Origin of the sequence: Methanoregula sp. (genome assembly GCF_028712425.1) — an archaeon.
Classification (GTDB): Archaea; Halobacteriota; Methanomicrobia; order Methanomicrobiales; family Methanospirillaceae; genus Methanoregula.
Genome location: NZ_JAQTQD010000014.1, coordinates 25,324 through 41,514 on the forward strand (window position 1 = coordinate 25,324; position 16,191 = coordinate 41,514).

The following is a 16,191-nucleotide window of genomic DNA, read 5'->3' on the forward strand; positions in this document are numbered from 1 at the left end:
ACGGGCACGGACGAATAAAGTAAGGAGTTTATTATGGGCAAGACAGGCACAACCCTCTGGGCTCAGGTAAAAGGCGTCAAGGGCCAGATCCGGCTCGTCCCCAAGAAGGAAGGCGAGGCAAAATCCCCGGGTCCGAACCAGCGCTTCAAGGCAGGAGCCAAAGTACAGCAGCTTGACATGATCGCAGAGGCACAGGGTGGCCGCGGCGGTTCACGTGGCGGACGCGGCAGGCGCGGCCGCGGCGACCGCTCGGGCGGATCGGGCATGAACGAGTCCACCGCAAACCCCATGATCCGCCGGCGCATGAAGCGGTCAAAGACCTCTGCGCTTGGTTCCAAGGCAAAGTCTTCCCGGTAATCCTTTTCAATAACAGCCCATCATGGGTTGAGGTCCCCAAAACCTCATTTTCATTTTTTCGAGGGTCATCAGACCCGAGAAACGAGAAGAACGCATCTGCGTTCTTCGAATTGCTGAAGGTTCGAAGAACCAGGAGGACAAGAAGAACGCGTCAGTGTTCTTCGAACAAACCCCCCCAACGCAAGGGCCCCCCGCTTCATTCCGTCAAGGATAACTATCTTTTATCCCAATGACTATGGTGACTATGGATCTTCCAACTGCTGTTAAGAATTACCAGTTCGGCGAACGGGCAAAGTCCGAGCTGATCGTGGTGTCACAGCTCTCTGTGGCACTCACCGGGTTCAAGGACCCGGAGAAGGCCGGCGCCCGCCGCATGCTCATCATGATGATGGAGGCTGTCAGGGCCGAACTCCAGTTCGCGGTCCACAGCACCGGCCATTCGTCGTTCCAGAAGGCAATCAATTCTTTAAGCGAGGCGATCTCCCTTGTCGAGAGCGACCAGCCGGACCAGGCATCGCTGAAGATCGGCATGGCTGTCAGCGCTGCAACAACGCCAGCGCAGGAAGCATGGCAGGTACTCTCGGAACATGGACTCCTCTGATTTCCACGTGTTCCTTGCCGGCCGGTCATCGGTCCGGGACTTCACGGGCGAGCCCGTGGCAGAAGAGGACCTCGATTACATCCTGAAATGTGCAAGCACCGCCCCGAGCGCCGGGAACCTGGAGGCGTGGGACGTGGTCGTGGTGACAGACGAGGAGACAAGAGAGGCACTTTCTGAGGTGGCGTTCAACCAGGAGCATATCCGGCAGGCGCCGCTCATCCTTTGTGTCTGTTCCAACTATGTCCGGGCCATGTCACGGTACGGGGAGCGGGGGATCCTCTATGCACTGGAGGACGCAACGATCGCCTGCACGTACATGATGCTTGCCGCACAGGCGAGGGGTTTCTCCAGCTGCTGGACGGGGGCGTTCGATGACGAGGGCGTGCGCGAGGTTTTGGACCTGCCGCAGCACCTCCGGCCCGTTGCCCTTTTGGCCGTAGGGAAAGGAAAAGAGCCTGCACAGTCGCCGCCACGGATGGCTGTCGGAGAACATGTGCACCGCGAGAGCTGGTGAAGGATTATTATGGCAGATTTTTTGGTTACCATGGAAGCGGCATGGCTCGTCCGCGATGTCGAGACACTGGACGACGCTATCGGGATCGCGATCAGCGAGGCAGGCAAGCGCCTGAACCCGGCCGCAAAGTTCGTTGAGGTCGAGGAAGGGTTCCTGACCTGCCCGTACTGTGAGGAAACACTCTCGAGCGCGATCGTTGTCGCGGATACGGCGCTCGTCGGGCTCGTTTTGGAGATGAAGGTCTTCCGGGCCGAGAGTAAGGAGCATGCCGAGCGGATTGCCAAGTCGACAATCGGAAAAGCACTGCGCGACGTACCCTTAAAACTCGCGGATGTAGAGGAACTATGATCCATATCGTCGGCCACACGGCCATTGACCATATCTCGAAGGTGGCCCACCTGCCGGAGAAGAACTGTTCGACCCATATCACCGACCGGCAGGTTTACTATGGCGGCGGGGCGGCAAACATCGCGGCCGGCATTGCTGTACTCGGCGAGAAGGTGACACTCCACTCCTGCGTGGGAAGCGACTTTGCCGGCAGCGACTATGACCGGTGGATGGCCCGGATCGGGGTCGGGCAGCAGTTCTTCGTTATCCCGGACGCCCACACGCCGACAGCATTCATGTTTACCGATGAGGCCGGCGACCAGATGACCTTCTTTGAGTGGGGGGCTTCCCGGGCTTTCCGTACAGCGGAAGCGCCGGCCCTCCCACTCGTCCACATGGCAACCGCAGACCCGGAGTTCAACTGCCGGGTTGCCGACAGGAGCGAGTTCGTCTCGTTCGACCCGGGGCAGGACGTTTTCTGGTACAATAAGGAACAGCTGGACTCTATCATCTCGAACGCAGACATCCTCTTTGCCAACCAGCACGAGGTAAGGCAGATGTGCGAGACGCTCGGGATCACGAGGGATGCGCTCATTGCCCGGGTCGGGATGGCCATCTTTACGATGAGCGGTGACGGGAGCACGCTCTATACGAAAGGCAGCGAGCATTTCATTCCGGTCGTGCCAGTATCCCTTGAGGACCCCACGGGCGCAGGGGACTCGTACCGCGCCGGGTTCCTCTCCGCGTTTGTGCGGGGCTACGACCCGCTCACCTGCTGTAAGATCGGGACCGTAACCGCATCGCATGTCGTCGAGCACGTGGGCTGCCAGACCCACCTTCCCACGTGGGAGGCCATGCAGGAACGCTACCGCAGAAACTTCGGGGACCTTGCGGCCCCGGAACATTAGGAGAAGAGACATGAGCTGGGCAGCGCTGACATCCGGGGGAAAAGACTCGATCCTCTCGTGCCAGAAAGCTATTGACAGCGGGAAAGATGTCCGGTACCTTCTCACAGCCCGGCCGAAGAACCGCAACTCCTACATGTTCCACTCGGCAAATCTCGATGTGGTGCCGGTCATCGCAAGGGTCGCGGGCATTGAGTACGTGGAGGTTGCAACCGAGGGGAACAAGGAGGAGGAGCTGCAAGACCTGGAGGCGGGCCTTTCCGCACTGGACATCGAGGGCGTTGTAGCCGGGCCGGTGGCTTCGGAGTACCAGGCTTCCCGGGTAAAGACAATCACGGACAAACTGGGCCTTTCCCTCTTTACCCCGCTCTGGCACATGGACCTGGACCTCCTCCTTCGCGAGGTGGCAGAGCGGCTGGATGCACGGATCATCGTCACGGCAGCCGAAGGCCTCGACGCAAGCTTCCTCGGAGCACGGTTCGATGAAACCCTCATCAGCCGGCTCAGGCGCGTTGCCGAGACGCGGCGGATCAATATCGCGGGAGAGGGGGGGGAGTACGAGAGCATAACACTGGATGCCCCGTTCTTTTCCCGCCCGGTCACCTACGCGACAGCACAGGTCCGGTCATCAAACGATCGCCACGAACTGGTCCTCGGGGGATTTTCTTAAAATGGCGGAGGGTCACGATGTCCGGCTCGGGCAGCTCACGAAGTATATCTTCACCGCACCCACATGGCAGCGGTCGCTCATCTTAATCATCCTTCTCGGGCTGGTTATTGACGGGGCGAACGCCCGGGCATGGCTGAGCCTGCCCTCATCGGGGGTCATCGCGTTTCCCGTGCCATCAGTGCTCTCCGATCTCCTCTCCCTGCCGGAGACGTTCCTCTTCTCGGGCACCATCGCGTTCACGATCCCCGCCATCGCGGCACTCATCCTGACAAAACCGATCATCGAGTTCAGCGGCAAGACCATGACCTGGAACCGCTCCGGCCTGCTCGCGCTCGCCTGCACGGTCTTTGGCGTCATCATCACGCTTGCTTCGATGGCCGTCTCCATCACGCTCCTCCCGCTCTTTTATGCCATCTCGCTCGGGTTCGTTTTCGGCCTCCGGCTCTTCGTGCTGGTCGCGATCGCGGACTATCGCGTGCCGCGGATGATCATTCCGGCCATCACGCAGAGCGGAGTTGGGATCCTCGCCGGGATGTTCCTCTTCTCGCCCTCGTTTGCTATCTTTGCGCTTGTCCTCCACATCGTCTTCGGGCTGGGCTTTGCCATCCTCATCTGGATGATCGAGCGCCCGCTCAAAAAAGCATTTCAGATCCGGGGGCTGGCATTCATCAACGCGTTCATCGCCCATATGACGGACGGTTCAAGGGGCATGGAGGACTTCTTCCGCGAGATCGGCGAGGAGATCTTTGTCCCGCAGGTGAGTTTCTTCTTCCGACGCGAAAAGAGGAAGCCGGTCCTGTTCACGGTCCCGAACCTCCACCCGGGCCCGATGGGCGAGATCGGCGGGGGGAACCTCCCCAAGATCCTGCACGAGGGCATGGAGGAAGAGACGCTGGTGGCACACGGGTGCGCCACGCACGACTTCAACCTTGTCTCCGAGTCCGAGAGCAACAAGGTGATCGCGGCCCTGAAACAGTCGCGGACAGCCCTTGCATATTCGGCCGTAGCGGGTAAATCTTCCCTTGTTACTGTCGGGACGGTCAGTATCCTCTGCCAGAAGTTCGGGGACTCGGTGCTTCTTGTCACCACCCGCTCGCCGCACCGGACCGAGGACGTGGACTTCTCGATTGGGTCCACCATCATGGCAGAGGGGCACCGCTGGTTCCCGCACGTCGCGGTCGTGGATGCTCACAACTGCATGACCGACCTCTCGTCCCCGGTCCTCCTTGCCACGCTGACAGCGCAGGAGTACCAGAAGGCAGCCATGGACGCGATGGAATCCTGCCGCGCTGCTCCTTCCCACCCGTTCCGTCTCGGTGTCTCCCATGTCACCGTCCCGTATACCCGCGAACAGGGCTTCGGGGACCTCGGCATCCAGGTGATGCTTGTTGAGGTGGACAGCCAGAAGACCGCGTACATCCTGATCGACGGGAACAATATGGCAGCCGGTGTCCGCGAGGTTATCCAAAAGGAAGTCCGTACCCTGGCCGACAACGCAGAGGTGATGACCACGGACTCGCATGTGGTAAACACTATCACCGGCAAGAACCCGGTGGGCCTCAATGTTCCGGTGGAAGAGTTCCTGCCCTTAATCATGCAGGCGGTCCGGGCAGCGATCGATGATATGACCCCTGCCGAGAGCGCTGCTGCAACAGCGCACTGCGAGCATATCGTGGTCTTCGGTTCCAACCGGATCTCGCAGCTCGCAAGTACGGTCAACGCGATGCTCGTCTTCGTTGCACCGCTCTCGCTTGCAATGCTGCTCCTTGCCTTCCTCCTCTCGCTTGTCGCGTACGCGGTGATGGTCTGAGGTAAGGGGAACCCTGTTTTTTTTCGTTCTCTACGACCCGCGAACAGTGCAGAAAAAGATCGGGTTAATCTGCAGCCGTTGTGAAAATCCTGCACGGATCATCACCCTTTTTTAAATCCGGGGCCCTGCACGACCACAACGTATATTCGTGTGCAGGAAGGTATTCTCCTGTAAGAGAGGAGGATGAGAAAGACACAGGTGTGTTCCTGATTTTCATGTTGTTTTGTACTGCGGTTGAACTCCAGACATGGGTATAACAGGTGATCAGATTTCATTCGTCCACATCCCTGACAACCCGCTGGATCGGCGTTGATCTCAACACCACCGGCCACGTGGCTGTTGCCGCCGACCCGAAGAGTGGGAAAGTGATGAAACTTGGAAAAAATATTCACTATGTTCATTCACACCCCATAAAAAACTGCACAAAACTCTACAAAGAAGGAAAACTCTGGAAACTCAAGAAAGCCAAGACCCGCGAGCGGAAAAAATTCAAGTCGGCACTCCATGCCATCTGCCGGCAGATCGTTTCCTTTGCCGAAGCACTCGGCACCGGCATCAAGTTCGAGAGACTCTTTTCTCCACGGTATTCGCATCGAAAGGACCGTTGTGGCCCGTTCGTCTTCTCCTTTGAGAACGACTCGTTCTTCTCCCTGCAGCGCCAGGTGGAGCGGCGGGCACTCGAGCGCGGGATACCCGTCATTTACGTGAACCCTGAATACACGTCCAAGCGGTGCAGCCGCTGCGGGCATTTCGGGCGGCGGACGCGCAAACACTTCGAGTGCCCGCACTGCGGATTTGTCGCACATGCCGATGTGAACGCTGCGTTCAACATCGCCAGGACCTCGCTGCGGCATGCCGCACCTGATGTACGGTCGGCGGTTGCTGCTGATGAGGCGCGGCGGTCCAAAAAGGAACTCCTGAAGACCGCACAGTGTAAAAACGGACCGATCCCGGGCTGCCCGTTACCGGTGCTTGCCGGGCAGACGGGCTGCGAGAACCTGCTTGCCGTTCTCCAGTAACCTTTTTTCGGGCGGTTTCCCTCAGCGGATGAGCACCGATGCCATCTCGTCAAAGGGGTTCTGCCACATGGCAGGCGGGAAGAGGTACGGGTAGTTGTCCCGGCCGGGTAAGAACTGTCCGGTGCGGATAGGGGAACCTGATGTCTGCGTGAAAGGGTATAAATGCGGAGAGCACCCCGTTCCATCCAGGGATAGTATGATCGAATGGTTCACCATGGCTAGCTGGTCGCCATACCTTGCCGGTGCGGGGATCGGGGTCCTGATCTGGACGGTGTTTGTGCTCTCGGACCACCCGCTCGGGTGTTCGACGGGATTTTTGAAGACAGCCGGGATGGTCGAGGCAGGGCTCTCGGGCGGGAAGGCAAAGGAGATGTCGTATTACCGGAAGTTCGTTCCCGGTATCGACTGGTACTGGTTGCTTATCATCGGGATTGTGATTGGGGCGTTCCTCTCGTCGTACCTGTCCGGGATATTTGCGGTCGTGGCGGTCCCGTCGTTTTTTGCCGCGGTGGTGGGACCGGACGCAGTGTTCCGGTTCGCTGTCGCTCTCGTTGGGGGAATTCTTGTCGGCCTCGGCGCACGCTGGGCCGGGGGATGCACGTCAGGGCACGGTATCTCGGGCACGCTCCAGCTTTCCTTTGCAAGCTGGGTTGCTGCGGCCTGCTTCTTTATCAGCGGGATCCTGGTCGCGGGGCTGCTCTTTGGATTCCGGTTCCTGTGAGGTGGAGACATGACTCTTGAGACCATCAGGAAAAACGGGATTGTACAGGCGGCTCTCGGTCTCCTGACCGGCATCGCGTTCGGCTTCCTGCTCCAGAAGGCCGGGGTGACAGACTATGACGTGATCATCGGCCAGCTCCTCCTCACGGACTTCACGGTAGTGAAGGTAATGCTCGCTGCCGTGCTGGTCGGGATGATCGGGGTCTTTGCCCTCAAGTCTGCGGGAATTGCCCGCCTCCACTGCCGGAGCGGATCGATTGGTTCAACAGTAGTCGGGGGTCTTATCTTCGGGGCCGGCTTTGCCCTGCTCGGGTACTGTCCCGGAACGGCTGCAGGGGCAGTCGGAACAGGGGCGCTTGATGCGCTCGCGGGCGTTGTCGGGATCGCAATCGGCGCCGGGATCTTCGCCCGGCTCTACCCGGTCCTCAACAGCACCATCATGCACCGCGGCGCTTTCCCGGCTGATACGGTGCCGGAACTGCTGGGGGTCCGGCCGGTTTATGTGGCAACGTGCGTTGCTGTCATGATTCTCACACTGTTCTGGCTGTTCCAGGTATGGGGAATATAACGGAGAGTTGAATTGGCCGGGAAGGGGTCCAAAAATCCTTTTTTATAAAACGCAATCCCGCATCGGGGAGGATGAAAAGAGTACCCCCGACCAGATTCCTGACAAAAGGTTTGAATCTCTTTGCGTTCCGGGCATGTAGCGCGGATTTTTACCACTTGGATCTTTGGACCCCAGGGACCCTGCCGCACTACGAAAAAACAGATTCGCGCATTAACCGGAACAGGTTTGTCCCGATGACCGGCAGTTCCAGTTTCTCAATGAACTTCACTGCCTTGACTGCATCGAGCACTGCCACATCCTGCGGCGTGGTGACGATGACGGCGCCCTGTACGTTCGGGGCGAGCTGGGCAATCGTGAGCGCTTCGTCACCGGTGCCGGGCGGGAGATCGACGATCAGGTAATCAAGCGAACCCCAGTTCACTTCCTCCAGGAACTGCCGGATCACCGCCATCTTCATCGGCCCCCGCCAGATGACCGGCGAACTGGTATCCGGGAGCAGGAACGCCATCGACATGACCGCGAGGTTTCCGGTTACGCGGACCGGCTCCATAGATTTTTCGAGAACCGCAGGACGCTGGTCCTCGATGCCCAGCATCTTGGGGATGTTGGGGCCGTGGATGTCGAGATCGAGCAGCCCAACATTCCTCCCATGGGCCGCGAGGGCCGAGGCAAGGTTTGTGGACACCGTTGATTTGCCCACACCTCCCTTGCCACTCAGGACAAGGATGACATGCCTGACGTTCATCGTTACTTTCGGGGGCAATCCCTTAGGAGCAGGACTTGTCCCTTTCATTTCAGGTTTTTCTTTTCCTTTCGCTTTCATGATCTTCACTCCATTTTTGATTATACCTGCACAACCTGCGACGCTTTCTCCTGCCGCGGGAATGATGGATCGATTCTTCAGGAGGATCTACCGGATATCTTTGGGAGGTTAATGCAAACAGACATGATCAGGTCCATGCGTGCAGCTGCTCTGCCCGGAGGTGATCTTCCCTGCAAGAAAATCCCGGATCACCTGATCAATCGGTCCGGAAATACCCAGGAATACCTCGATATTGTTCGCACAGAACAGTTCCACGGCATGAGGTCCCATACCGCCCGCGAGCACATGGGATACCTTATGCTCTTTAAGAAAGACCGGCAGTCTTCCCGGTTCATGCCCCGGGCTGGGCAGAATTGCGTTGCCGGCAATCTTCCCGTTCTCAATCGTATAGACCGCATATTCGGTACAGTGCCCGAAATGTTCAGACACATTATTCCCTTCTTTTGCAATAGCGACTTTCATGATAGTTCTCCAAAGATCCGGAATCCTGCCGGACTATTATTTACTCATATGCGCATAAATAGTTAAAACCTTTTGATGTTACCCATTCACTGCAAAACGAAAAAGATGATGATGAAAAATGATTGCTGGTAGCGTGAGCAGATAGAGTCCTGTCGGAATATTATCCTGCAGCGCCCGGATTTTCTATCACCGGAGGGAATCATTGCCGAAATGATTTATTCTGAATCTGCGGGAACCGTTGCCGGAACCCGACCGGGTACTTCAAGCCTGAAGGAGATCTGATTGTTCGCGCAGTACTCTACGAGAGTTTCATGGCAAACCCTGTTGAAACAAATGTCGTACCCTGATTAATCATAGGCAAGCCGGGTCTTCTCATCGGTGAGCGTGGGGGCAATGAGTTCTTTCCATGCAGCCCCTTCCCACGAGCCCAGTTTCGTATGGGTCGTGGAATATTTCTGGGGGATGGGATGGGTGCCGACAACGACCTCCATACCGTACTTCTCCCTGATGAACCGGGAGAAGTACGGTATCCGGGGGCAGGGGGGATACCCAACCACGAGGCCGGTGGCGAGATGAATAATTTCCGCGCCGTTGTTCTTCATCTCCTGCGGCACGTACTCGACATTCCCGCCGGGGCAACCGTTGCATGTGGCAAACCCGACAAGTTCCACATCTTTGCCTTTGTACCGTTCAAAGGCTCCCTCGCGGTTACGCAGTGCCCGCAGGCACTTGCCCCCGGCGCAGGTCCGGTACCGGTCGCAGATGATGATTCCGATTTTTATCGCGTCACTCATAGCAGATATTCCTCAGATATGACCGGATTAGCGTATGCCTATAACACAGAAAATACATTTTGATCTGCACAGGAAATCTTTGACGGCGGGTTCGACACCAACTCTGGTCTGCCCGATCCAATGCACATAAAAAGATGTGAATATATATTCATTTGACGAGGCACGAAATATGCCAGGATTAGATCAAACAGGCCCGGCCGGCGTTGGTGCCGGCACGGGGAGGGGCATGGGCCCCTGTGGAAGAGGTATGGCCTTCGGGAGAGGATACGGGCAGGGCGCCGGCAGGCGCTTTGGCCGGGGCCGGGGATTCTGCCGGTCATTTTTCCCGGAACCGGAACCATTGAGCAAAGATGCACAGAAGCAGCTTCTCGAAGCCGAACTCAAACGCATCGAAGCAGAAAAGACTGAAATCGAAAAACGGCTTACTTCTCTTGAGTAATGCCGGGAAGACACCGCTGCAGGAGGGTTGGCTGCCAGCCTTCCTTCACATCATTCGGGCCTGCGACAGCAGGAAGTTCTGAGCCTGAAGAGACAATTCTCACGGTCGATGAGTTTGAAGCACTCCGGCTCAAGGATCTTGAAGGGCTCGGGCAGAACGAATGCGCTGCGATGATGGAAATTTCGCAGCCGACATTTCACCGTCTCGTGATCTCTGCCCGGAGGAAGGTTGCCGGTGCGCTGACACATGGCAGGACGATCAAGATCGAAGGCGGGCATTACCGGCTCTGAACCGGCCTTTTCACAGGTCTCCCTGATTTATGGAATAAAAAACGCCCCGCTCCATCCGCCGCGAGGTGATCTCACCGGCACGTTCGAGCGCCCCGAGAATCTTCGCAACCTCGGCGCCGCTCATACCGGTGGTGCGGACAAGGTCTTCCACGATAGAGGGCCGCCGATGGAGTGTTGCTCGGACCAGGTCTGCTGATCGGGTTTTTGCCTGGAGTGCAGGGTTTACCGTAAGCCGCTGGCCAGCAATCTCAATGCCCGGCCTTCCGAGTGACCTGCGGATCTGCTCCAGTTCTGCTTCGGATGCTGCCTCCACCCAACCCTCCGCAGGTGGACGGTCAAGCGTGTTGAGCTGGACGAGGTCCGGGTCAATTCTCCCGATTGCGGATCTCAGCCCGGCCAGTTCCTCGTCTGTTGTGTTCAGCCCGGGAACAACAAACACTTCGAGCCAGAGGGCACCGCGGTACCGGGAACGGAATTCTTCCATACCCCTGATGATCGTATCGATCGTCAGGGACGGGTGGGGGTTGTGGATCCGTTCGAACGTTTTCTGGCAGGTCGTGGTCAGCGTCGGGATGACGCGATCGGCAGGAAGAAGTTCATTCCGGACACCGGGGTCTGTCAAGAGGCTGCCGTTGGTGAGAACACTCAGCGGATATTCCGGGAACTCGCGTTTTACAATGGCAATAACCGGTCCAAGGGACCGGGCGAGCGTCGGTTCACCGGATCCGGCAAGCGTGATCGAATCAAGATGAGGGCGAGTGGCGAGCGCCGTACGGAGTTCTGCCATAACATCTTCTGCGGGAAAAAAGTCCTGCCGGGTAACGGTCTTTGAGGTAGTATGACCGCACTCGCAATATGCACAGTCATACGAGCAGGTCTTGAACGGGACAAGGTCGATACCAAGCGAGAGCCCGAGCCTGCGCGAGAGGACCGGCCCGAAGATGTGCTTTGGTGTCATGGCAATCCTCGAAGTTGTGCTGCAACATTATGCCTGTCCGGCAGGATCCCCTTCTTCCATTTCTGTCGTCTGAGGACAGCGGCCGCCCCCGCGTTTCGGGCAGTCGTGGGTCTCGTCCCGTTTCGGGCAATGTCCGTTGAGCCTCCGAGTACAAGCTTCCATCTGGATTGCTTTTCCATTGATGATGGCATCTGCAATCTTATGTCGTGCCCCATGGATATCCCGCCAGATGGTCTTCCGGGAAACGCCGAGAACGTGAGCGGCTTCTTCCTGTTCCAGATCCTGAAAATCGATCAGGTCCAGTGCAGCGATCTCTTCCGGCAGGAGCCGGACGACCTCGTTCTTTTCATTCGAGTCGCATTGCGGTGCATAACATCGTCCGGATGAGCCACCTTCGAGCGACCGGTGCATCCGGGGCCGGCCCCTCCGCCGACAGCATTCTTTGTTCTCACCACTGGGTTCCAAGGTCCGTCAACTCCTGTTCAAGATTTGATGCCAGTGTTTGAATGGCTTGCGCTGCCGGGGATGTACCGGTAAGGGTAACTGCCCTGCCATTCCTGACTGCCTCAATCACGGCCGGATCAAAGGGGATCAGGCCGATGACGGGAATATTTTCTTCACGGCACCAGGTCCGTATCGTTTCAGTAAGGACCTGCTCCAGATCAAACCGATTGATGGCAACAAGGATCCGGGGCCGGAACTGCCGGCAGACCGCAACCACCCGTTTCAGATCATGAAGTCCCGAAATGCTCGGTTCGCTGACCACCAGCACGGCATCCACGCCGCTGATGGTTGAGATGAGCGGGCAGCCGGTCCCGGGCGGGCCGTCGATGAGGAAGAGATCGCAGTCCCTGTCCTGTTCCATGGCCATTTTCTTTACAGCATGGACAAGCAGCCCGGAATTCCCTGCGCCCGGCACGAGCCGGGCATGCACGAGATGCCCCCGCTCGGTCTCCGAATAGAAGATCTCCCCGGTCTGTCTCGGCTGCATCGTGATGGCAACGGGACAGACATGGACGCACACGGCACACCCCTCGCAGCGGAGCGGAATGACCCGGTAGGTATCCCCGTTGCGCTCAATCGCACCAAACCGGCAGTGTTCCACGCATTTATCACATTGAGTACAGAGTGCGGTATCAATGACTGCAGTTTTCATCCCCATGAATGGTTCTGTCCGAAGGAGTTTTTGGTTCAGGAGAAGCTCAAGGTTCGCGGCGTCCACATCGCAGTCCGCAAGCACACGGTTTTCTTTGAGCAGGTGGGCAAGTGCTGCGGTGATCATCGTCTTTCCCGTGCCCCCCTTGCCGCTGATGACTGCGATACGGATCATCGCTCCACCCCGGCAAGCGCCCTGCATTTTAAGAAGAGCGAGTAGAAATCCTTCTGCCACTCGGGCCGCACGCGGCAGAGAAGATCGCCCCGGTTCTGGATTGCTGCGATATCGCGGCTGAAGGGGATGGTTATCAGGATGTCGAGGTCATTATCAGTACAGAACCGGAGGGTCTCATCGTCCTTCCCATCACTCCGGTTAATGACCACGCCCGCAGGGACACCCAGCCGGGCGGCAACATCCACGGCAAGCTGCAGATCATGCAGCCCGAACGGGGTGGACTCCGTGACAAGGACACAGGCATCACATCCGTCCAGTGCCTCGACAACCGGGCATGATGTGCCCGGCGCTGTATCGATGATAACGAGAGGATCCTTTTCAGCCTGTTTCTTAGCCTCCCGGATAACCGGGACCGCATGGGGACTGCCCGTGTCCAGCGTTCCTGATATCAGTTTCAGGCCGGGCTGCGGGTTCGATACGGAAAGCATGCCGATCCGCTTCGGCTCTTCATGGATAGCATCGTTCGGGCAGACCAGCATGCATCCTCCGCAGGAATGGCAGAGCTCGGAAAAGAAGAGGATACGGTCTGGCAGGACAGTCAGGGCACCATACTGGCAGAACTCCCCGCACTTCCCGCAGTGCTGGCACACAATTTCGTCGATAACCGGCACCGGCATGGTGATTTCCCGCGCTGAGGCGGGTGCCGGAAAGAAGAGGTGGAGGTTGGGCTCCTCAACATCGCAGTCAACAAGAGTGACCTGCCCGGTCCACGCAAGCGTATAGGCAAGGTTTGCCGCCACCATGCTCTTGCCGGTCCCGCCTTTCCCGCTCGCTATTGCAAGTTTCATGTTTTCCTCAAGGGAGCATCCCGGATAATTCCGTGAACGGTTCCCGTGCCGGTCCTCGCTTTATGCAGATTGTTCAAGGGTCTTTTTCGAAAACTGATCGAATGCATCCCTGACCGTTCCACCATCCCGATAAGTGTACATTACGATCCCCGCGGCTGCAAGCACTTCCCGTGCATTCCCGCCAACCTGCCCGCTGACCAGTGCTCTGACATGGTTCGCGATGAGAACCTGGGCGGCCTTCGGGCCAACACCGCCCCCGCCATCCGCGAACGGGTTCTGGATTGCTTCAAAGGAGCCGGTCTCACTCTCGACAAGGATAAAATACGGTGCGCGCCCGAAACGCTCTTCTGTCTGGGCGTCCAGGGTGGTTCCTTTTGCAGTAAAACAGATCTTCATGGTTGTTCCCTTATTTTTACTCATATGCGCATAAATGATTTAAACTATCACATCCTACACAGAATTCTCAAACCGCGCAGGTCACATTTTCCTATCCCCACTGGTTTGAATAAAAAATGCATTGGAGTGAATACCCGCTATACCAGATTCCGCAGCAACCCCAGAATTGTTCACCTTTGTCCCGATTGGAACCGTTCATTCCCCGTTTTCCGATATCGCTGGTATGCCGATCCAGCCCAACGGGGCACGCGGCATACAAGGGAGCATTGAAATCCGACAGGAGTTCGTTGCAGGCCTGAGGGACCTGGAAGAATTCACCCACGTTATTCTTATCTATGCACTCCACCGGTGCACCGGGTATTCCCTGGAGGTAAAACCCTTCCTGGACCCGGAACCCCACGGGATATTTGCAACAAGGGCACCCCGGCGGCCGAATGCCATCGGCCTATCAGTAGTCCGGCTCGCCGGTATTCAGGGAAACCGGCTTGAGATTGAGGATGTGGACATCCTTGACGGGACGCCGCTCTTGGACATCAAGCCCTACGTACCCGCGTTCGACTCGTACTGCGAAGCAAAGGCCGGCTGGTTCGATACGGTCTCCCATAACGCGACTACAATCAGGTCGGACGGGCGGTTCCGCTAGCTCCTTTTTCTTCCTGACTCCCGAGATACTCGTCGATAGCCTGCCGGACCGTTCCCGGTCCGTTGTAAAGATACAGTGAGATGTCCGAACCGCTCAGGAGGGCACGGGCATTTTCTCCGATCTCACCAGTGATGACCGCATCCAGCCCGTTGTTCTTCAGGAGCCGGACCGCGTTCTGGCCGATCCGTGTGTCGCTGATGACAAACCCGTTCCGGATCGCCTCCGACTTACCGGTCAGGGAATTATAGAATAGAAAATACGGTGCCCGTGCAAAGTGGCGTTCGAACGCACTCTCCAGCATCTTGCCCCGTGCCGTGATACAGATTTTCATCATCTGCCTCTCGTATTATTACTCATATGCGCGAAATACCTTAAATCTTGGTATACGGGCATGGGGGTACGACAAAACACGATGTCTGCCCGTCATTAGCCGGGCTTGTTGCAGCCCCAGATGGGGTCGTCCCCGAACCGGCTCATCCAGAATTCCCGGGAATCATACGAAGTGCCGGTCCGGATCTCCCCTGGCCCAAAGGAGATTTCATAATTCATGCAATAATCCATGAGAATTTCATACGCTTGCCTGATGCGGATGAAGGTTTCATGAGCGATTTCCGGATCGTGATCAGCTACATCCGGGTGCCACTCTTTTGCCAGTTCCCGGAACCGGGCATGGATCCCGTTCAGGCTCGCTTTGCCAGGGATTCCAAGGACCTTTGCAGTTTCCGGAACGGTCAGGGTCTGCCGGTGTGCCATGAGGAGACCGTTGGCAGAAACCTGAACTAATACCTCACGGTGTCATGGGCTAGGGCGAAAGAACTATTCCCCGGACAACCCGATCGTTCTGCATGACATCCCGGCTCGCCCTCACAATCCTTGTCGATAATACCACCCTCACAGATCGCGATTTCGCAGGAGAGCCCGGGCTCTCGTTCTTCATCGAGACTGCCAGAAAAAGGATCCTGTTCGATACCGGCCTCTCCGATCTCTTCCTTGCAAACACCACAAAGATGGGCATCTGTCTCGAGGATCTGGATTTCCTTGTCTTGTCGCATGGCCATATCGATCACACCGGGGGTCTCGCTCCGCTGATCCGTCACCTTGATGATGCAACAATAGACGGGAGGCAGCCCCGGGTGCCGGAACTTGTTGCCCATCCCCACTGCTTCTGGCCAAAGGAGAAAAACCAGAAGAGCAACGGTTCCGTGGTGAGCGAGGAGGAGGCCCGGCTGAATTTCCCGCTCCATCTCTCCGATGTGCCGGTGTGGCTAACGGAAGATCTGGTATTCCTCGGAGAGATTCCCCGGAACCTTGCATTTGAACAAGGCGAGGCAGAAGCACGTATGGTCCACTGTCCGGACAAAACGATCGTGCCGGATACCCTTCCTGACGACACGGCCTTTGCATTCCGTTCAGCCAAAGGACTCGTCATCATCACGGGCTGTTCGCATGCCGGGATCTGCAACATCACGGAGCAGGCCCGGGAAGTCTGCGGTGACAACCGGGTTGCAGCCATTATCGGGGGGCTGCATCTCCTCAACCCACGGCCGCAGCGATTGAAGATGACCGGGGAGTATCTCCGCAAGATCCAGCCGGACACCCTGTATGCCTGCCACTGCACATCACTTGCCGCAAAGATCGCCCTTGTAAAATACTGCACGGTGCAGGAAGCCGGCGTGGGGACGCGGCTGGAGTGGTGAGGGGAAATCCCCCGGGACCC

The 16,191-nt window shown here is 57.6% G+C and carries 23 protein-coding genes and 1 pseudogene; 14 read left to right on the top strand and 10 right to left on the bottom strand.

The features are described from left to right. Positions 1 to 33: 33 nt before the first annotated feature. From PHF39_RS08810 to PHF39_RS08855, 10 genes are all read left to right on the top strand, one after another. Positions 34 to 357, top strand: coding sequence for a DUF5350 domain-containing protein (locus PHF39_RS08810; RefSeq protein WP_300223082.1), 324 nt, complete (start codon positions 34 to 36; stop codon positions 355 to 357). Positions 358 to 592: 235 nt separating this feature from the next. Continuing rightward, a complete protein-coding gene (locus PHF39_RS08815; RefSeq protein WP_366144218.1) occupies positions 593 to 958 on the top strand; it encodes a hypothetical protein in 366 nt (121 codons plus the stop codon). Next, positions 945 to 1,472 carry a nitroreductase family protein gene (locus tag PHF39_RS08820; RefSeq protein ID WP_300223087.1) on the top strand — a complete coding sequence of 176 codons (528 nt, stop codon included), beginning with the start codon at positions 945 to 947 and terminating at the stop codon, positions 1,470 to 1,472. Before PHF39_RS08815 ends, PHF39_RS08820 begins: the two co-directional genes overlap by 14 nt. Positions 1,473 to 1,481: 9 nt before the next feature. Then, complete coding sequence (locus PHF39_RS08825; RefSeq protein ID WP_300223089.1) at positions 1,482 to 1,820, top strand: DUF555 domain-containing protein; 339 nt, start codon at positions 1,482 to 1,484, stop codon at positions 1,818 to 1,820. Then, positions 1,817 to 2,707, top strand: coding sequence for a carbohydrate kinase family protein (locus PHF39_RS08830; protein ID WP_300223091.1), 891 nt, complete (start codon positions 1,817 to 1,819; stop codon positions 2,705 to 2,707). Before PHF39_RS08825 ends, PHF39_RS08830 begins: the two co-directional genes overlap by 4 nt. A 10-nt stretch (positions 2,708 to 2,717) precedes the next feature. Continuing rightward, positions 2,718 to 3,374 (top strand): diphthine--ammonia ligase, encoded by a 657-nt coding sequence (locus PHF39_RS08835; protein ID WP_300223093.1) that lies wholly within the window; start codon positions 2,718 to 2,720, stop codon positions 3,372 to 3,374. 1 nt (position 3,375) lies between these two features. After that, a complete protein-coding gene (locus tag PHF39_RS08840; RefSeq protein WP_300223095.1) occupies positions 3,376 to 5,184 on the top strand; it encodes a DUF2070 family protein in 1,809 nt (602 codons plus the stop codon). 260 nt (positions 5,185 to 5,444) lie between these two features. After that, positions 5,445 to 6,203, top strand: a complete 759-nt coding sequence (locus tag PHF39_RS08845) for a zinc ribbon domain-containing protein (RefSeq protein WP_300223097.1) — start codon at positions 5,445 to 5,447, stop codon at positions 6,201 to 6,203. Between the two features lie 148 nt (positions 6,204 to 6,351). Beyond that, positions 6,352 to 6,924, top strand: a complete 573-nt coding sequence (locus tag PHF39_RS08850) for a YeeE/YedE thiosulfate transporter family protein (RefSeq protein WP_366144219.1) — start codon at positions 6,352 to 6,354, stop codon at positions 6,922 to 6,924. Between the two features lie 9 nt (positions 6,925 to 6,933). Further along, positions 6,934 to 7,491 (top strand): YeeE/YedE thiosulfate transporter family protein, encoded by a 558-nt coding sequence (locus PHF39_RS08855; RefSeq protein WP_300223101.1) that lies wholly within the window; start codon positions 6,934 to 6,936, stop codon positions 7,489 to 7,491. Between the two features lie 229 nt (positions 7,492 to 7,720). On the opposite strand, the pseudogene PHF39_RS08860 reads toward PHF39_RS08855, so the two are convergent. The 3 genes and pseudogenes from PHF39_RS08860 to PHF39_RS08870 form a co-directional block, all read right to left on the bottom strand. Beyond that, positions 7,721 to 8,284 (bottom strand): annotated as a pseudogene (locus PHF39_RS08860) (Mrp/NBP35 family ATP-binding protein); the annotation flags it as partial. A 138-nt stretch (positions 8,285 to 8,422) separates the two neighbouring features. Continuing rightward, the gene (locus PHF39_RS08865) at positions 8,423 to 8,776 is read right to left on the bottom strand and encodes a NifB/NifX family molybdenum-iron cluster-binding protein (protein ID WP_300223103.1); all 354 of its coding nucleotides are present in this window, start codon (positions 8,774 to 8,776) and stop codon (positions 8,423 to 8,425) included. A gap of 347 nt (positions 8,777 to 9,123) precedes the next feature. Beyond that, positions 9,124 to 9,570 (bottom strand): CGGC domain-containing protein, encoded by a 447-nt coding sequence (locus tag PHF39_RS08870; protein ID WP_300223105.1) that lies wholly within the window; start codon positions 9,568 to 9,570, stop codon positions 9,124 to 9,126. Positions 9,571 to 9,739: 169 nt separating this feature from the next. On the opposite strand from PHF39_RS08870, the gene PHF39_RS08875 reads away from it, so the two are divergent. Both PHF39_RS08875 and PHF39_RS08880 read left to right on the top strand, forming a co-directional pair. Beyond that, on the top strand, positions 9,740 to 10,009 hold the full coding sequence (locus PHF39_RS08875; protein ID WP_300223107.1) for a DUF5320 domain-containing protein: 270 nt from the start codon (positions 9,740 to 9,742) through the stop codon (positions 10,007 to 10,009). After that, entirely contained in the window at positions 10,009 to 10,299 is a 291-nt protein-coding gene (locus PHF39_RS08880) for a DUF134 domain-containing protein (RefSeq protein ID WP_300223109.1), read from the top strand. The genes PHF39_RS08875 and PHF39_RS08880 overlap by 1 nt, the downstream gene beginning before the upstream one ends. 10 nt (positions 10,300 to 10,309) lie before the next feature. On the opposite strand, the gene PHF39_RS08885 is transcribed toward PHF39_RS08880, so the two are convergent. The 5 genes from PHF39_RS08885 to PHF39_RS08905 are packed head-to-tail and all read right to left on the bottom strand — an operon-like array spanning position 10,310 to position 13,855. Continuing rightward, positions 10,310 to 11,257, bottom strand: coding sequence for a radical SAM protein (locus PHF39_RS08885; RefSeq protein ID WP_300223111.1), 948 nt, complete (start codon positions 11,255 to 11,257; stop codon positions 10,310 to 10,312). Between the two features lie 27 nt (positions 11,258 to 11,284). Beyond that, positions 11,285 to 11,722, bottom strand: coding sequence for a DUF134 domain-containing protein (locus tag PHF39_RS08890; protein ID WP_300223112.1), 438 nt, complete (start codon positions 11,720 to 11,722; stop codon positions 11,285 to 11,287). Further along, positions 11,706 to 12,587, bottom strand: a complete 882-nt coding sequence (locus PHF39_RS08895; protein ID WP_300223113.1) for an ATP-binding protein — start codon at positions 12,585 to 12,587, stop codon at positions 11,706 to 11,708. The genes PHF39_RS08890 and PHF39_RS08895 overlap by 17 nt, the downstream gene beginning before the upstream one ends. After that, complete coding sequence (locus tag PHF39_RS08900; RefSeq protein WP_300223114.1) at positions 12,584 to 13,435, bottom strand: ATP-binding protein; 852 nt, start codon at positions 13,433 to 13,435, stop codon at positions 12,584 to 12,586. The genes PHF39_RS08895 and PHF39_RS08900 overlap by 4 nt, the downstream gene beginning before the upstream one ends. A gap of 60 nt (positions 13,436 to 13,495) precedes the next feature. Then, positions 13,496 to 13,855, bottom strand: coding sequence for a NifB/NifX family molybdenum-iron cluster-binding protein (locus PHF39_RS08905; RefSeq protein ID WP_300223116.1), 360 nt, complete (start codon positions 13,853 to 13,855; stop codon positions 13,496 to 13,498). A 142-nt stretch (positions 13,856 to 13,997) separates the two neighbouring features. Here PHF39_RS08905 and tsaA point away from each other — a divergent pair, with 142 nt between their 5' ends. Next, positions 13,998 to 14,474 carry a tRNA (N6-threonylcarbamoyladenosine(37)-N6)-methyltransferase TrmO gene (gene tsaA / locus PHF39_RS08910; protein WP_300223118.1) on the top strand — a complete coding sequence of 159 codons (477 nt, stop codon included), beginning with the start codon at positions 13,998 to 14,000 and terminating at the stop codon, positions 14,472 to 14,474. Here tsaA and PHF39_RS08915 read toward each other — a convergent pair. Further along, positions 14,449 to 14,808 carry a NifB/NifX family molybdenum-iron cluster-binding protein gene (locus PHF39_RS08915; RefSeq protein WP_300223120.1) on the bottom strand — a complete coding sequence of 120 codons (360 nt, stop codon included), beginning with the start codon at positions 14,806 to 14,808 and terminating at the stop codon, positions 14,449 to 14,451. The two genes, tsaA and PHF39_RS08915, sit on opposite strands and share 26 nt — an antisense overlap. A 92-nt stretch (positions 14,809 to 14,900) precedes the next feature. Further along, positions 14,901 to 15,227, bottom strand: a complete 327-nt coding sequence (locus PHF39_RS08920; protein WP_300223122.1) for a J domain-containing protein — start codon at positions 15,225 to 15,227, stop codon at positions 14,901 to 14,903. Positions 15,228 to 15,319: 92 nt separating this feature from the next. Between PHF39_RS08920 and PHF39_RS08925 the strand changes: the two genes are divergently transcribed. After that, entirely contained in the window at positions 15,320 to 16,171 is an 852-nt protein-coding gene (locus PHF39_RS08925) for an MBL fold metallo-hydrolase (RefSeq protein ID WP_300223124.1), read from the top strand. Positions 16,172 to 16,191 lie beyond the last annotated feature (20 nt).

What these genes read in the sequence shown, in the direction of transcription:
- PHF39_RS08905 (WP_300223116.1), bottom strand. Translation starts at nt 13,855, where the DNA reads ATGAGTAAAAATAAGGGAACAACCATGAAGATCTGTTTTACTGCAAAA.
- PHF39_RS08840 (WP_300223095.1), top strand. Translation starts at nt 3,376, where the DNA reads ATGGCGGAGGGTCACGATGTCCGGCTCGGGCAGCTCACGAAGTATATC.
- PHF39_RS08820 (WP_300223087.1), top strand. Translation starts at nt 945, where the DNA reads ATGGACTCCTCTGATTTCCACGTGTTCCTTGCCGGCCGGTCATCGGTC.
- PHF39_RS08900 (WP_300223114.1), bottom strand. Translation starts at nt 13,435, where the DNA reads ATGAAACTTGCAATAGCGAGCGGGAAAGGCGGGACCGGCAAGAGCATG.
- PHF39_RS08825 (WP_300223089.1), top strand. Translation starts at nt 1,482, where the DNA reads ATGGCAGATTTTTTGGTTACCATGGAAGCGGCATGGCTCGTCCGCGAT.
- PHF39_RS08865 (WP_300223103.1), bottom strand. Translation starts at nt 8,776, where the DNA reads ATGAAAGTCGCTATTGCAAAAGAAGGGAATAATGTGTCTGAACATTTC.
- PHF39_RS08815 (WP_366144218.1), top strand. Translation starts at nt 593, where the DNA reads ATGGTGACTATGGATCTTCCAACTGCTGTTAAGAATTACCAGTTCGGC.
- PHF39_RS08855 (WP_300223101.1), top strand. Translation starts at nt 6,934, where the DNA reads ATGACTCTTGAGACCATCAGGAAAAACGGGATTGTACAGGCGGCTCTC.
- PHF39_RS08895 (WP_300223113.1), bottom strand. Translation starts at nt 12,587, where the DNA reads ATGATCCGTATCGCAGTCATCAGCGGCAAGGGGGGCACGGGAAAGACG.
- PHF39_RS08915 (WP_300223120.1), bottom strand. Translation starts at nt 14,808, where the DNA reads ATGATGAAAATCTGTATCACGGCACGGGGCAAGATGCTGGAGAGTGCG.
- PHF39_RS08875 (WP_300223107.1), top strand. Translation starts at nt 9,740, where the DNA reads ATGCCAGGATTAGATCAAACAGGCCCGGCCGGCGTTGGTGCCGGCACG.
- PHF39_RS08885 (WP_300223111.1), bottom strand. Translation starts at nt 11,257, where the DNA reads ATGACACCAAAGCACATCTTCGGGCCGGTCCTCTCGCGCAGGCTCGGG.
- PHF39_RS08925 (WP_300223124.1), top strand. Translation starts at nt 15,320, where the DNA reads ATGACATCCCGGCTCGCCCTCACAATCCTTGTCGATAATACCACCCTC.
- PHF39_RS08830 (WP_300223091.1), top strand. Translation starts at nt 1,817, where the DNA reads ATGATCCATATCGTCGGCCACACGGCCATTGACCATATCTCGAAGGTG.
- PHF39_RS08920 (WP_300223122.1), bottom strand. Translation starts at nt 15,227, where the DNA reads ATGGCACACCGGCAGACCCTGACCGTTCCGGAAACTGCAAAGGTCCTT.
- PHF39_RS08810 (WP_300223082.1), top strand. Translation starts at nt 34, where the DNA reads ATGGGCAAGACAGGCACAACCCTCTGGGCTCAGGTAAAAGGCGTCAAG.
- PHF39_RS08880 (WP_300223109.1), top strand. Translation starts at nt 10,009, where the DNA reads ATGCCGGGAAGACACCGCTGCAGGAGGGTTGGCTGCCAGCCTTCCTTC.
- PHF39_RS08870 (WP_300223105.1), bottom strand. Translation starts at nt 9,570, where the DNA reads ATGAGTGACGCGATAAAAATCGGAATCATCATCTGCGACCGGTACCGG.
- PHF39_RS08835 (WP_300223093.1), top strand. Translation starts at nt 2,718, where the DNA reads ATGAGCTGGGCAGCGCTGACATCCGGGGGAAAAGACTCGATCCTCTCG.